Here is a 14,138-nt window from a genome sequence, read left to right on the forward strand (position 1 = left end):
ACAGACAGTAGTATACAAAAAACAAAGTGGGGTAACAACCGCAAATAATGTAAGTATAAGAACTGGAGCTGGAACAAACTATTATGTGCAAGGAAGTTTGAATAATGGGGCCAATGTTACTATTCTTGGTACTGCAAATAACTTTTACAAGATAAGTTACAGTGGTAGAACTGGATATATAAGTGCACAGTATGTAAAAATAGTATCTAAGCCAGTTGCTGTAGTAAACACATCACAGACAGTAGTATACAAAAAACAAAGTGGGGTAACAACCGCAAATAATGTAAGTATAAGAACTGGAGCTGGAACAAACTATTATGTGCAAGGAAGTTTGAATAATGGGGCTAATGTTGCTATTCTTGGTACTGCAAATAACTTTTACAAGATAAGTTACAGTGGTAAAACAGGGTATATAAGTGCACAGTATGTAAAAATAGTATCTAAACCAGTTGTTGTAGCGGTAAAACAGCCCACCGTAGTATACACAACACAGTATGGATTAACAACTGCGAATAGTTTAAATGTAAGATCTGGTGCGGGCACAAATTATTCTACATTAGGCTATATGGGTATAAACACTAATGTTATAATGCTTGGGGAAGAGAATAATTTTTACAAAATACTGTATAATGATAAAACAAGTTATATAAGTGTGATGTACGTAAGAGTAACAGCAAAGCCGACTACAGTAGCACCTGTGATAAATACGTCAACAACAAGCAAAACTTCAACAACTAAAAGCACTTACAACTATTCATTAGACCTTTTAACAAGCATTCAGTATGGACTAAAAAATGCGTTAACAGATGTAACTGGGAAATGGTTATTAGCAGACAAAACGCAAATTAAGTATTATGTAGATCCATTGAACGCACAAAGCACAGAACAAAAGTATCAATTTCTAAAATTAAATTACAGTGATGGAATTTCTGCAAGTGATATTAACAGTGTAGTACAAGGTAAAGGTGTATTAAATCAAAAAGGTCAAGCTTTACTAGATTCATGCAAAGCAAGTGATGTTAATCCGGCTTATTTAATATCACAGGCATTTTTAGAGACTGGTTATGGTAATTCAAATTTAGCAAATGGTATAATAGTAACACAAGTAAACGGTAAGCCTGTAACACCTAAGGTAGTATATAACTTATTTGGTATTGGTGCATTGGATGCAAGTCCTGTAAGGTTAGGGAGTGAGTATGCATATAACAATAGTTGGTTTAGTGTAGACCAGGCAATAGCTGGTGGAGCTAATTGGATTTCTAAATACTATATAAACAATACAACTAACAAACAAAACACTTTATACAAGATGAGGTGGAATCCTTACACTACTGGAACTCACCAATATGCAACTGATATAGGTTGGGCAAGTAAACAAACAAGAAATATAAAAGCAATCATGGATAAGTTTTCAAATGCCAATCTATACTTTGAAGTTCCACAGTATTCACTCAAATAATGTGAGGTAGTCTGGGGAATAAATTCACTAATTATTATGTGTACCCATAGTGATCTTATAGCAATTGCAAAAAGAATTACAGGCAATATGTTAAATGGATATAAAACTGGAGCTGTTTTGATCCTAGTAATATTGATATTAGAATATTTTATAATAACAATAATTAATAATTATATGCCATTTCTGTTAGGGAAAAGAAAAAAACAAATTAAAACATCAAATACTGTAAAATTTTAAATAAATACTACAGTTAGTTCATAATAAAATAAAACTACCAAACGCATATCAGTATGCAGTTCGGTAGTTGCTGTAGCTTAGAATTAGTCTGCAGTTTAAGCAAGTAGAGTAGAATTCATAATATAGCATAAAGAATGGGATTCTTTAGTTCTATCTTTATGCTTTTTTCCTGGTGTATAGACAAAAATATTTTTTTACATCCATTGTGTTTTTTTACATTAAGACATATAATCTATATATAAGCTTATATGAAAATAATCTATTAATTGTGAGAGGATGTAATCGTTATGATGGAATTTATAATTATTGCAATTGTGTTAACTAGTACGTATATTTTATTAGGTAGTTTAATAAAAGTAGCTGGTAAGTCTACCCCTACAATTCCAAATATTAGCCATTATGAACATAGAGCCGTTTAATAAAGCAAAAGACCTAAGGCTATAAGTTCGACTTGAATTTATTTGATCTATTTTACAACATTATTCATTTTTAGTTATTCTTTAAATAAATCTGAAATTTATATATATTTCATTGTTCCCGCTACACGGCTGTCGCTCTTTGATGTTCACTCTCCGTTAACAGCCTGCCGTGGGGGCTTTGCAATTCTGTTTGCTAATTCATTGCTTTTTTAAAAAACCACCCACATTTATTATCCTACCCTTCAATTCCATTATTGATATAGTTTCTAAAATATCCGACTTATTCTTTTTTAAATGGAGTAACAATTCACCTAATGTCATAGGATTATCTTCTATTTTCATAAGTATAGCTTTCTCAAGTGAAGTTAAATCATCACCTATTGATTCTGAATTTTGTATTTTATTATTTACCCTTGGCTTCCTCATAGGATCTAACAATAGTTGGGAAGGATTTAAATATATTTTAGCACCTTTATCGATTAGTTTATTTGTGCCTAAACTTTCTCCACTATAAATACTATTGGGAGCCGCAAACACTTGCCTATTTTGTTCCTTCGCGTAAGCTGCAGTCAAAAGAGAACCACTTTTTTCTCCTGCTTCCACCACTAAAAGTTTTTTACACCAAGCACTTATTAGTCTGTTTCTCATTGGAAAATGTTTAGCGTCTGGTTTTGTCCCCGGTGGATACTCTGAAATAACCGCCCCTTTTTCTATAATTCTCTGCATAAGTTCTACATGCTCCTTTGGATAACATATATCTAAACCACAACCCAGTATAGCTATAGTATATCCATTCGCTTTTAAACAAGCTGTATGCGCATAACCATCTACACCCTTTGCCATTCCACTAATAACTGAGATGTTATTTTCGGCTAAAAACTCCCCTGCTTCTACTGTTAATCTTTTGCCGTAATCAGTACATCTTCGGCTACCAACAATAGCTATTCCCATACTATCTTCTATAATATTTCCTCTATAATATAAAATAACTGGAGCTTTCTTAATGCCCTTTACCTCAAATGGATATAAAGAATCTCCATATGTTAATACATGTATATTTAATTTCCCACATTTCTTTAAAATTTCTTCTGACTCTACTAAAGATTTAGAATTAAAGATTGTATCTGCAGTAACGCTTCCTATCCCTTTTATATCTATAAGTTCAAATTTGGTGGCTTTATAAATGTTTTGTGGATTTTCAAAAACATTCAACAATATTTTTGCAATTACTGGTCCTATGCCATTAATTTGTGATAACCATATCCAATAAACTAAATTGCTATCATATGCATCCATATTAAATCACCACCATATTCACTCGCTCTTTTTCCAAATCTCTACACATTAAGGCCTTGGCAATATGACGTTTACTTAAATTCTCTACACCATCCATATCTGCAAAAGTTCTTGCTACTTTTAAAAATTTATGGAAAGTCCTTGCGCTGTAATTAAATCTATCAAAGGCCATTTGTAAAAGCTTTTTACTTTCATCCTCTAGTACACAAAATTCTTTAATTAACGCAGGTGTCATTTCTGCGTTCGAATTTATCTCTTCAATATTTTTATATCTTTCCCTTTGTATATTTCTAGCAAACTCTACTTTTTGTCTTAATTCACTGGAACTAGTCCCTTTAGAATTATCAGAGAGCTGCATGAAATCTACAGGAAGAACATATTTTTGGATATCTATCCTGTCGAGCATTGGTCCTGATATTTTCTGCCTATATTTTAAAACTTCGTAATCCGTACAATGACATCTTTGTTGCCCATAATAGCCACATGAACAAGGATTCATAGCAGCAATAAGCATGAAACTTGAAGGATAAACATTAGTATACTTAACTCTAGCAATAGTGACACTATTATCTTCCATTGGCTGTCTTAACGCATCTAAAGTTTTCTTATTAAACTCCGCAATTTCATCTAAAAATAATACACCGTTATGAGCAAGTGAAATTTCTCCTGGCATAGCATTGTTTCCACCACCTACAAGAGAATTCATTGACGCATTGTGATGTGGAGCTCTAAAAGGTCTTTCCGTTATTAATGTACCTTTATTTTTTAAAACTCCAGATACACTATATATTTTTGTTACTTCTAAAGCCTCTTTTTCTGTCATTGATGGCAGAATTGATGGTAGTCTTTTAGCTATCATTGATTTGCCACACCCAGGAGCCCCAGACATAATTAAATTATGACCTCCGGCTGCTGTTGCTACAATAAATTCTATAATACCATCTTGACCTTGGACATCCTGGAAATCAAATAAATATGGCCTTTGTATTACATGCTCACATTTCAGATCTTCTAAAGAGGTGTAAGGACTTACCCCTTCTAAAAAGGAAATTACTTCTGTAAGTTTTTCAAATCCAAATATATTTATGCCTTTAACTAAAGAAGCCTCACGTATATTTTCCTTAGGAACAACTAAGTTAGTAATTCCCCTTTTCTTAGCTTCTATCGTCATAGGCAAAATCCCTGAGCATGCTCTTATATCTGCATTTAAAGATAGCTCTCCAATGAACCCAAATGTCTCAATCTCTTCTACATTTATTTGTTTTGATTGTATTAATAGTCCTATTGCCATAGCTAAATCAAAGTGAGATCCACTCTTTTTGATATCCCCTGGCGAAAGATTTATAACAATTTTCATTCTTGGAAACTCATATTTAACATGTATAATGGAAGCCTCAAGCCTCTCCTTCGCTTCTTTTACAGAGGCATCCCCAAGTCCGACAATTGATACAGACGGCTGGCCGTATATTGTGTCTGTTTCTATTTTTACAACATACCCATCTATTCCACTTATAGCGAACCCATTAACTACTGCTGCCATTAACAATACCTCCTTGCACCAAATCAACCTTTATTTTTATATTACTTTCAACAAAATCCCTGTATAACTTATGTTTATTCTCTTCTTTGAAATACAAAAAAATTCTCTCTGATGCAATTAGTTTTTCCTTTTCCTCCCCTACATATATTTTGTAACTAGACCACGGGTATTCTTCTGGATTTTTAACCATGTTAGCTCTTACTGGATTTAAGTGTATGTATCTACTTGTAGAAAGTAATTGTTCGTCAGTTTCAATAACTTCTGAATGATATCTATCTTGAAACAAATGTCCTATATAATTATATGTTTTGTTAAAGTATTGAGCATATATCTGATTAATTCTTTTCATTATCTGCGAAATACTATCATCTAAAGTTTTTATTTGTAAATGTATGTGGTTCGTCATTAAACAGTAACTATATAATTCAAATGGTAATTTCTCCATTACCTCCTTTACTATTGCAAGGAATATTATATAATCTTCTTCAGCTTTAAATAGATCACTTCTTCTATTACCCCTACATGTAATATGATGAATTGACCCTGGATACCAATCACTCTTTTTTCTGACCATATTTTTATTCTCCTACTATATATTTATTTGTTTAAATTATATCCAAATATTTTTTTAATAAACAAAAACTACCCAAATGCATCACTTTGCAGTTCGGTAGTTTTCTATGCTGGCTGTCGCCAAGTCTTTTTGTTTCTATTTTTTTTCTTAAATTTCCTAACTTTTCAACCTAACTTTTTCGACTCTAAATTCGCATCAAATGTTCCATTTTTGCCTAGCTTCCGCTTGCCTAGTTTATGCATTCCCATATACTAGGTGCCTGACACGACCCCTTTCCAATATATGGTTGAACGAAGTGAATCATCCATGTATTGGTTGCTATTTCTTTTTTGTTTTGGTCTATTTCGTATGAAATGACAGAAAGCTTACCACCATTTATTGAAATGCTTTCAAAGTTTTGTATCTGGCTACGTACTGGTCTAGTTGCATCAGTTGGGTCTGGTCCATAAATAGCAGCATGTGATCTTTATTCAATCTTACTTTGCTTAAACTCAACGGTTAAACTTTCCCCTAATATTGGGTGTATAGACAAAAATATTTTTTTACATCCATTGTGTTTTTTTACATTAAGACATATAATCTATATATAAGCTTATATGAAAATAATCTATTAATTGTGAGAGGATGTAATCGTTATGATGGAATTTATAATTATTGCAATTGTGTTAACTAGTACGTATATTTTATTAGGTAGCTTAATAAAAGTAGCTGGTAAGTCTACCCCTACAATGCCAAATATTAGCCATTATGAACATAGAGCCGTTTAATAAAGCAAAAGACCTAAGGCTATAAGTTCGACTTGAATTTATTTGATCTATTTTACAACATTATTCATTTTTAGTTATTCTTTAAATAAATCTGAAATTTATATATATTTCATTGTTCCCGCTACATGGCTGCTCTTTGATGTTCACTCTCCGTTAACAGCCTGCCGTGGGGGCTTTGCAATTCTGTTTGCTAATTCATTGCTTTTTTAAAAACCCACCCACATTTATTTTCCTACCCTTCAATTCCATTATTGATATAGTTTCTAAAATATCCGACTTATTCTTTTTTAAATTGAGTAACAATTCACCTAATGTCATAGGATTATCTTCTATTTTCATAAGTATAGCTTTCTCAAGTGAAGTTAAATCTTCACCTATTGATTTTGAATTTTGTATTTTATTATCTACCCTTGGCTTCCTCATAGGATCTAACAATAGTTGGGAAGGATTTAGATATATTTTAGCACCTTCATCGATTAGTTTATTTGTGCCTAAACTTTCTCTACTATAAATACTATTGGGAGCCCCAAACACTTGTCTATTTTGTTCCTTCGCGTAAGCTGCAGTCAAAAGAGAACCACTTTCACTTTTTTCTCCTGCTTCCACCACTAAAAGTTTTTTTACACCAAGCACCTATTAGTCTGTTTCTTATTGGAAAATCATTACCATTTGGTTTTGTCCCCGGTGGATATTCTGAAATAACTGCACCTTTTTCTATAATTTTCTGCATAAGTTCTACATGCTCCTTTGGATAACATATATCTAAACCACAACCCAGTATAGCTATACTATATCCATTTGCTTTTAAACAAGCTGCATGTGCATACACATCTACACCCTTTGCCATTCCACTAATAACCGAGATGTTATTTTCGGCTAAAAACTCCCCTGCTTCTACTGTTAATCTTTTGCCGTAATTAGTACATCTTCGGCTACCAACAATAGCTATTCCCATACTATCTTCTATAATATTTCCTCTATAATATAATTAACTGGAGCTTTCTTAATGTCCTTTACCTCAATAGTGTATGAAAAATTATCCATGTTAAATCACCACCATATTCACTCGCTCTTTTTCCAAATCTCTACACATTAAGGCCTTGGCAATGTTACGCTTACTTAAATTCTCTACACCATCCATATCTGCAAAAGTTCTTGCTACTTTTAAAAATTTATGAAAAGTCCTTGCGCTATAATTATATCTATCAAATGCCATTTGAAGAAGCTTGTGTAAGGACTTACCCCTTCTAAAAAGGAAATTACTTCTGTGAGTTTTTCAAATCCAAAAATATTTATGCCTTTTACTAAAGAAGCCTCACGTATATTTTCCTTAGGAACAACTAAGTTAGTAATTCCCCTTTTCTTAGCTTCTATTGTCATAGGTAAAATTCCTGAGCATGCTCTTATATCTGCATTTAAAGAGAGCTCGTAGGTAAAGCCAAAGTTCTCAATTTCGACCACATTAATTTGTTTTGATTGTATTAATAGTCCTACTGCCATAGCTAAATCAAAGTGAGATCCGCTCTTTTTTATATCCCCTGGTGAAAGATTTATAACAATTTTCATTCTTGGAAACTCATATTTAACATATAGAATGGCAGCCTCAAGTCTCTCCTTCGCTTCTTTTACAGAGGCATCACCAAGTCCAACAATTGATACGGACGGTTGACCGTATATTGTGTCTGTTTCTATTTTTACAACATACCCATCTATCCCACTTATAGCAAACCCGTTAACTACTGCAGCCATTTACACTACCTCCTTGTACCTCATCAACCTTTGTTTTTATAGCGCTTTCTACAAATTTTCTATATAACTCTTTATCGTTATCTCTTTTAAAGTAAGAAAGTATATTTTGTGAAATCGTAAATCTATCCTTAATTAATCCTATATATATACTATAACTACTCCACTTATACTCTTCTGGTTTATTTACCATATTAGCTCTCACAGTATTCAAATGAATGTATCTACTAGTAGTTAACATCTGTGCATCATTCTCAATAATTTCTGTATGATATCTATCTTGATATAAATGACCTATATATTTGTACTTAGTATTAAAAAATCGCGCATAAATACTGTTAACCCTAGCTATAAAAATACCTATATGTATGTCATCTGTTTTTATAGTATATGAACATGGTTATCCATTAGTCATCACCTGCGGTGCTGCAATATTAACGACTTCAAAAGGTAATTTATGATTACACTGAAGTTCTCTTCTTTGTTATAATATATAACTCACAATTATAAACGTTAGCGACTTTCCTTCTAAAATGTCGTTAAACAGTAACAATATATTTTAAGTTCACCTTTGAAGTACTCTATTGCACTTTCTAAAAAGCTACAATAAACTTGAAAATCTTCTTCATCCCTAAATATATCATTTCTATAATTACCACGTGCTGTAATGTGGAAAGAGGCTCCTGGATAACTTTCTCTTTTTTTGTTGGTCATCTTATTCAACTCCTATAGTACAATTTTTAACATAAATAATTTAATTTAATCACAAAAGAGAAAAAAGTAAAATTTTATAATTTCCACTTTTCTATTTTCAACTTTTAAAACTTCCTTCCACCTAGTAATGTCACATTTTTTAATCCTAACTACTTCTTAGCCATTATATTTATGTCACTAAACGCGAGCTTCACAACAAAAAAACTACCGAAAATATATATTTCTATAAATTTCAGTAGTTCCCATATATGGCTGTCCCCAAGTTTTTTTGTATCTATTCTTTTATTAGTATTCAACTTTTCAGCCCAACTTCTTCGACCATAAATTCGCATCAGATGATCCCTCTTCGCCTAGCTTCGCTCACGTTGCTCACTCCCCGTTCACATCCCCCGGGGGATTTTGGCGGACTGCAGGTTCGCCTTGCTACCTTCTAAGCTTTCATTAGTATCTTTACATTTTTAATTGTGTTAGTAATATCTTTTCGCTTTATAGTTAAGTACATTATATAAGCTACAGCATATATCAAAACTACAAACCAAGAATTTATAAACCATCCTGTTAATATAAAAATTAATGTCATTGTTAATTCTAGAACTACATCTTTATACAAAGAAATTTTAAGGATCTTAGATAAAAACATCTCAGCCAATGCACATCTAAATGCCAAAAGAATAACAATCGCTGCTATTGCTAAATTTAAATTTTTAAGTAATATTGTAGTTACAAAAGTAATCATTAAACTTAAGGCAAGTGCTATTAGATTGATCTTTAGCATCAACTTTTCTTTTCTCAAGGTCTTTAAATATGTATTAATAAGTAAGGACATTTTCCCTTCAAATACACACATTGGAAAAACCAATGCCATATACATTAAACTATCGGCATATTCTGGTAACCATGCTAACAAGACAACTTTAAGCGGATAATATACAATGAGTGCACCTAACAATAGTACCATCAAAAAATCTCTCATCGTAATATATATACTTGGTAGCTTTTTCTCATCAGTCCTTCTTAGAATGGGAAACATAACAATTCCTACAGCATCTATAAATAACATCATAAGATTAGATATGCTAAGCGTAAGAGAAACTTTTCCAAAGGTTGAAACATTCCATGATCGCTCTACTCCAAATCTCACTACGCCTATAATCAACATACTCGCTATATTTGCAAACATTAGCTTTATTCCCACAGTGATATTCTCTATAGTTTCCTTAAAACTAAAATAAAATGTAGAAATCCTACAAAAAACAACATCTCTACAGCAATACATGGCACATACCAAAGAAATGAATTTGCCAACTAAATCAGCTACTATAATCAATTTATATTCTCTAACACCGGCAATCAGTAAAAAAACTGTCAGGCAACAATATAGTATTCTGTCCATCATAGTAATCTGTGCATAATCTTTGATTCGATTTGTCGCCTGTAAAATAAATAATGGCATAGCCCGAACACCCGCAATTATCAGACATAATGCTACCATTATTAATATAAATGACCTTTCTTTTTCATTTGTAATGCTCACTGATGTAACCATTATTATACTTGCAAGTATTAGCTGGGAAATTATCAACATCCAAAACTGTGAGAAAAACAACCTTTTATCTAAATCATTATATTCATTGCCACCATATCTCAAGTATATCCCATCATTCCAACCAAACTGGAAGAAACCCACATATGATGAGTAAAATAAATACAGCTGAAAATAGCCATAGTCTTGGACGCCTATTAGTTTTGGCACTATTATCACAACTAAAGTTGATATTAGTAGTGATGTAATATTTGCCGTTAATGTATATGAAAAGTTCTTTACAAATACTTTTGCTTTACTATTCATTATTCTTACTCCAGTCAGTGCAATAAATTTTTCGAAAAAATATTATCTAACATTTGTATATCTAAATTTGTATATAAAAAATCGATATTATTTTTAATTGTCTCTTCGCTTAAATATTCAAAATTAAATTTCATTAATCGTTTAATAATGTCTTCTGAAAACCTATATTTAATTATTCTTCCATCTGCATAAATAGCATATGGTGGTATATCTTTTACAACTATCGACCCCGCTGCAACTACTACACCTTGTCCAATAGTAACCCCTGATAGTATTAAGCATCTTTCCCCAATCCAAACATCATCTTTCAATACTATTGGCCCTTTTGTTAAAGTATTTTCTTTTAAGCCACATACATGTTTTTTGAATGGATATGTAGATAATGCCTTATACGAATGCTCCCCACCTAACACAAATTTAACTTCCCCACCTATAGAACAATACGACCCAATAGTTAATTTTTCATCAGGATTACCATATGTGCTTATTTGTAAAGCCCCATATGTCTTTTTTCCTACAGATACTTTTCCAATCGGAAAAATATTTCTAACAATCGTATCATTGTGGCTATTTATTTTTCTCCAGGTTATTTTATATATTTCTAATTTAATAACATTCTTAAGCTTTCGAAATGCTGTTTTAATCATTTGACACCTCCTTTAAATACATCATAAATATCTCCTTCCATAAATCTAATCTCTCATACTCGGTTTTATCAAGCTTTACTTAAATAATTTCGAATTAAGCGGCCTCTTAGCTCTAGTGGAATAATCAGATTTTGATATTAAGTTTACTCTAATGTTTATACACGCTTGTTTTAATATTTTCATAGCAAACTCATACCAACTGCAATATACTTCATTTACTTCATGATAGATTCCATGCTTTGTGGTTTAAAACATATCAAAATTAGGACTTACAAATCAGATGTGTATTTTACGGCACCCATATGGTCATTCATACACTTACTTTTTTTATCTGCTACAGTATATGCATCGCAAAGTACTAGCACATCCAACTTACTTTTTATGATATATACTTTGTTCTTTTCTTTGTCAGTTCTGTCAAAATCATTTATTCCAACATTTACGTTTTCTATGTCAAGTGTATTGAACCTTTTTTCAACATCATAGCCCAACTGACCTCCCATTGGTTACAAGAACCTTGAAATAAAATTCCCTTCTCTATAATTTAATTGCAATCCGTTCAAATCCTTATAAAAATTTAATTTCTATCTACTATAATTATTCCTTTCATAATTATTATCTCTTCCTTACATTTTTTATTAGTTTTTTAGTAACTGATATTAGTTCTGTTTCAAAATATATTAGAATATTAAAGCATCTTATTAAAATTTCTTGACGCTTATTGATTTTCATATAATTTTTCATATAACACATTTTGCTTGATAAAAGTATTTTTTTAGTCTTATCAAACGATTTATAAGTCTTACTTATACTTGTTGAATGGTAATGTGTATAGCTTTTATTTAACAATAAAACTGTATCAAATCCAGCTTCCCTTAATTTATGTGCTAGTACTGTCTCCTCACAGTACAAAAAAATATTTTCATCATACATTCCGTAACTCACCATAACTTTTGCATCTACCATAAGCAAGGAACCAGGGACTATATCTACTTTACTGTATTTTTCACCTTTAAAATACTTATTAGTGTATATCATTTTTGAACCAAATATATTATAATACAAACTACTGCCTTTTAGCACATAATCAACAAGGTGTGGCATTCTCCATGCTATAGTCTTTGATACCTTTCCACTAGAATCTTTCATAACTGGTGCCGTTATAGCAACATTTTCATTAAATAAGATGGTCTCTTTCAACTCATTCACACATTCTTCAGTAAATTCAACATCCGGATTAGCAATTAGAATATGTGTGGCTTCTAATTCCTCATATGAATATAATATTCCAACATTGTTTCCATATCCGTACCCTCCATTTTGGGGAGACAAAATGACATAAACCGTGCTTGTCTCGTACTGTTTCAAAATTTCATATGAGTCATCTGTCGATTTATTGTCTACAATCACGATGTAGTCAATACTATTATATTCTCTGATTTTTGATACTAATTTAGCTGTTGTTTGACTATCATTATAATTTAATATTACACAAGAAGTTATCATATTTATAACCATTCCTTTCGATTTGCACAAAACACAAAACGGAATAAAAATTGTGAGGTGGTGACGTTGTTTGGCATTTGTAATTTTTCAATTACATCTCCAATGTATCTGCCCCCTGCAAAATAATAAGGGTAATATCCTCCTAATAAAAAACTGTATTTTTCATTTTCAACCTCAATTATTATTCATAATTTTTTTGAGTTTAATTTTTATAGTGTATGGGATAGACCTTTTGAAGGCAGGGATAATTCTTTTGAGTTTACAATATTTTTTTGCAGTTAATTCAAACCCATTCTTGTTAGTCTCTTTATAAATATAATCTCGCGATATCGGTCTTGGTGTTGGTTTATTTAAATTTCCATTTGTCTCAAGAGCGTTCTTCATTGTAGAAGGAACACTATCGATATAATCATTTACTTTATTAAACCAAAGTAAAGCTTTTTCCGAATTCACTAGCAGCAGTGAAACTCCATTCGGTGGATAAAAATCATCATGGAATTTTTCTATCCTCCAATAATCAGCAACTGTAAAATCTCCTTCTCTTTGTTGTGATGAATATTTACATGAATAACAACTTTCTCTATAGATATTTCCTTGAACATAATAATAATTCATAAAATAGTCTGTAAACGGGGTTAGCTGTTTATTGTACTCACGATTTTTCTTTACATAACTGTATGATCCAAAACTTCCCCAGCCATGCTTTCTTTTATCTCTGAATTTATATTTTTTTATCTTTCCCGACTTTTTTTCTTCCAAATACCCTATGTACTTTTTAAAGAAATCATTACTTGGTACTCCGTGACAAACCAAATCAACTGTAATCAAGTTATTAAAATCATGATTAAGATAAGACTTAAGCCCCGCAATTTGGCAAGGCGTACCTGAATATAAAACCATTCTTCCGGTTATCAAAATAGTTTTTGTTTTTATATATGTTGTATTTACATCGCTTTGAATATACTTTGAACCTCTTAAAATATCTAATTGTGAAATATTATCAACAAAAACATGAGAAGCATTCATTTGCTCATCAAGCATGCAACCCACAACTACTCCTCCAACGTTTAATACATTCTCAGCAAGCGCAGAAAACATTCCACCAGACGAACTTTTTTTTAATGTTATATCATCTTTATTTTTTACCGCATAGACAAGGGGTTCTTCAAGTTTTTTATTATCTCTTGTATTCTTATAAATTGGACAGCGTTGTTTACATATACCACAGTCACTACAAAGCGATTGATTAATTATAGGGTATAAAAAACCTTCCTCATCGTTTTCCATACTAATACTTTTTCTAGGGCATACTAAAGAACATGTACCACAACCACTGCAGTTCTTCTTAAAATCATATGTGTGTATCATTGTCTTCTAACCTCCA

At 31.7% G+C, this 14,138-nt stretch carries 19 protein-coding genes and 1 pseudogene; 4 read left to right on the forward strand and 16 right to left on the reverse strand.

Annotated elements, in window-relative coordinates:
• The 3 genes from LGK95_RS10315 to LGK95_RS22385 form a co-directional block, all read left to right on the forward strand.
• Nucleotides 1–1,459, forward strand: a 1,459-nt coding sequence (locus LGK95_RS10315) for an SH3 domain-containing protein (RefSeq protein ID WP_226124707.1), incomplete at its 5' end; no start/stop codon positions are given.
• 36 nt (nt 1,460–1,495) lie between these two features.
• A complete protein-coding gene (locus tag LGK95_RS10320; RefSeq protein ID WP_226124708.1) occupies nt 1,496–1,696 on the forward strand; it encodes a hypothetical protein in 201 nt (66 codons plus the stop codon).
• A gap of 287 nt (nt 1,697–1,983) precedes the next feature.
• Nucleotides 1,984–2,115: a hypothetical protein gene (locus LGK95_RS22385; RefSeq protein ID WP_264174526.1), complete on the forward strand. Its 132-nt coding sequence runs from the start codon at nt 1,984–1,986 to the stop codon at nt 2,113–2,115.
• A 198-nt stretch (nt 2,116–2,313) separates the two neighbouring features.
• Here the strand turns inward: LGK95_RS22385 and dprA are convergent, their stop codons facing one another.
• The 3 genes from dprA to LGK95_RS10335 are packed head-to-tail and all read right to left on the reverse strand — an operon-like array spanning nt 2,314 to nt 5,525.
• Nucleotides 2,314–3,411, reverse strand: coding sequence for a DNA-processing protein DprA (gene dprA / locus LGK95_RS10325; RefSeq protein ID WP_226124710.1), 1,098 nt, complete (start codon nt 3,409–3,411; stop codon nt 2,314–2,316).
• A gap of 1 nt (nt 3,412) precedes the next feature.
• Nucleotides 3,413–4,951, reverse strand: a complete 1,539-nt coding sequence (locus tag LGK95_RS10330; protein WP_226124711.1) for a YifB family Mg chelatase-like AAA ATPase — start codon at nt 4,949–4,951, stop codon at nt 3,413–3,415.
• Nucleotides 4,935–5,525 (reverse strand): REP-associated tyrosine transposase, encoded by a 591-nt coding sequence (locus LGK95_RS10335; RefSeq protein ID WP_226124712.1) that lies wholly within the window; start codon nt 5,523–5,525, stop codon nt 4,935–4,937. The genes LGK95_RS10330 and LGK95_RS10335 overlap by 17 nt, the downstream gene beginning before the upstream one ends.
• Before the next feature lie 635 nt (nt 5,526–6,160).
• Between LGK95_RS10335 and LGK95_RS22390 the strand changes: the two genes are divergently transcribed.
• A complete protein-coding gene (locus tag LGK95_RS22390) occupies nt 6,161–6,292 on the forward strand; it encodes a hypothetical protein (protein WP_264174527.1) in 132 nt (43 codons plus the stop codon).
• Nucleotides 6,293–6,487: 195 nt separating this feature from the next.
• Here the strand turns inward: LGK95_RS22390 and LGK95_RS22395 are convergent, their stop codons facing one another.
• The 13 genes and pseudogenes from LGK95_RS22395 to LGK95_RS10395 all read right to left on the reverse strand — a co-directional run bounded on the left by LGK95_RS22395 (nt 6,488) and on the right by LGK95_RS10395 (nt 14,122).
• On the reverse strand, nt 6,488–6,898 hold the full coding sequence (locus LGK95_RS22395; protein ID WP_319001915.1) for a DNA-processing protein DprA: 411 nt from the start codon (nt 6,896–6,898) through the stop codon (nt 6,488–6,490).
• Nucleotides 6,876–7,268 (reverse strand): annotated as a pseudogene (locus LGK95_RS22400) (DNA-processing protein DprA); the annotation flags it as partial. The gene LGK95_RS22395 and the pseudogene LGK95_RS22400, both read right to left, overlap by 23 nt.
• A gap of 69 nt (nt 7,269–7,337) precedes the next feature.
• Nucleotides 7,338–7,508 (reverse strand): magnesium chelatase subunit ChlI family protein, encoded by a 171-nt coding sequence (locus LGK95_RS10345; RefSeq protein WP_226124713.1) that lies wholly within the window; start codon nt 7,506–7,508, stop codon nt 7,338–7,340.
• On the reverse strand, nt 7,457–8,041 hold the full coding sequence (locus LGK95_RS10350; protein ID WP_226124714.1) for a magnesium chelatase domain-containing protein: 585 nt from the start codon (nt 8,039–8,041) through the stop codon (nt 7,457–7,459). Before LGK95_RS10350 ends, LGK95_RS10345 begins: the two co-directional genes overlap by 52 nt.
• Complete coding sequence (locus tag LGK95_RS10355; RefSeq protein ID WP_226124715.1) at nt 8,025–8,252, reverse strand: hypothetical protein; 228 nt, start codon at nt 8,250–8,252, stop codon at nt 8,025–8,027. The genes LGK95_RS10350 and LGK95_RS10355 overlap by 17 nt, the downstream gene beginning before the upstream one ends.
• A 314-nt stretch (nt 8,253–8,566) precedes the next feature.
• Nucleotides 8,567–8,752, reverse strand: coding sequence for a hypothetical protein (locus LGK95_RS10360; protein WP_226124716.1), 186 nt, complete (start codon nt 8,750–8,752; stop codon nt 8,567–8,569).
• 149 nt (nt 8,753–8,901) lie between these two features.
• Nucleotides 8,902–9,084 (reverse strand): hypothetical protein, encoded by a 183-nt coding sequence (locus LGK95_RS10365; RefSeq protein WP_226124717.1) that lies wholly within the window; start codon nt 9,082–9,084, stop codon nt 8,902–8,904.
• 98 nt (nt 9,085–9,182) lie between these two features.
• Nucleotides 9,183–10,601 carry a lipopolysaccharide biosynthesis protein gene (locus LGK95_RS10370; protein WP_226124718.1) on the reverse strand — a complete coding sequence of 473 codons (1,419 nt, stop codon included), beginning with the start codon at nt 10,599–10,601 and terminating at the stop codon, nt 9,183–9,185.
• A gap of 14 nt (nt 10,602–10,615) precedes the next feature.
• Entirely contained in the window at nt 10,616–11,248 is a 633-nt protein-coding gene (locus tag LGK95_RS22405) for a CatB-related O-acetyltransferase (protein ID WP_264174528.1), read from the reverse strand.
• A gap of 75 nt (nt 11,249–11,323) precedes the next feature.
• Entirely contained in the window at nt 11,324–11,431 is a 108-nt protein-coding gene (locus tag LGK95_RS22815) for a hypothetical protein (protein WP_449727678.1), read from the reverse strand.
• Nucleotides 11,432–11,517: 86 nt separating this feature from the next.
• Nucleotides 11,518–11,739: a hypothetical protein gene (locus LGK95_RS10385; protein ID WP_226124719.1), complete on the reverse strand. Its 222-nt coding sequence runs from the start codon at nt 11,737–11,739 to the stop codon at nt 11,518–11,520.
• 124 nt (nt 11,740–11,863) lie between these two features.
• On the reverse strand, nt 11,864–12,784 hold the full coding sequence (locus LGK95_RS10390; protein ID WP_226124720.1) for a glycosyltransferase: 921 nt from the start codon (nt 12,782–12,784) through the stop codon (nt 11,864–11,866).
• Between the two features lie 144 nt (nt 12,785–12,928).
• Nucleotides 12,929–14,122, reverse strand: coding sequence for a Coenzyme F420 hydrogenase/dehydrogenase, beta subunit C-terminal domain (locus tag LGK95_RS10395; RefSeq protein WP_226124721.1), 1,194 nt, complete (start codon nt 14,120–14,122; stop codon nt 12,929–12,931).
• Nucleotides 14,123–14,138 lie beyond the last annotated feature (16 nt).

The organism is Clostridium algoriphilum (genome assembly GCF_020443705.1).
GTDB classification, from domain to species: Bacteria; Bacillota; Clostridia; order Clostridiales; family Clostridiaceae; genus Clostridium_AD; species Clostridium_AD algoriphilum.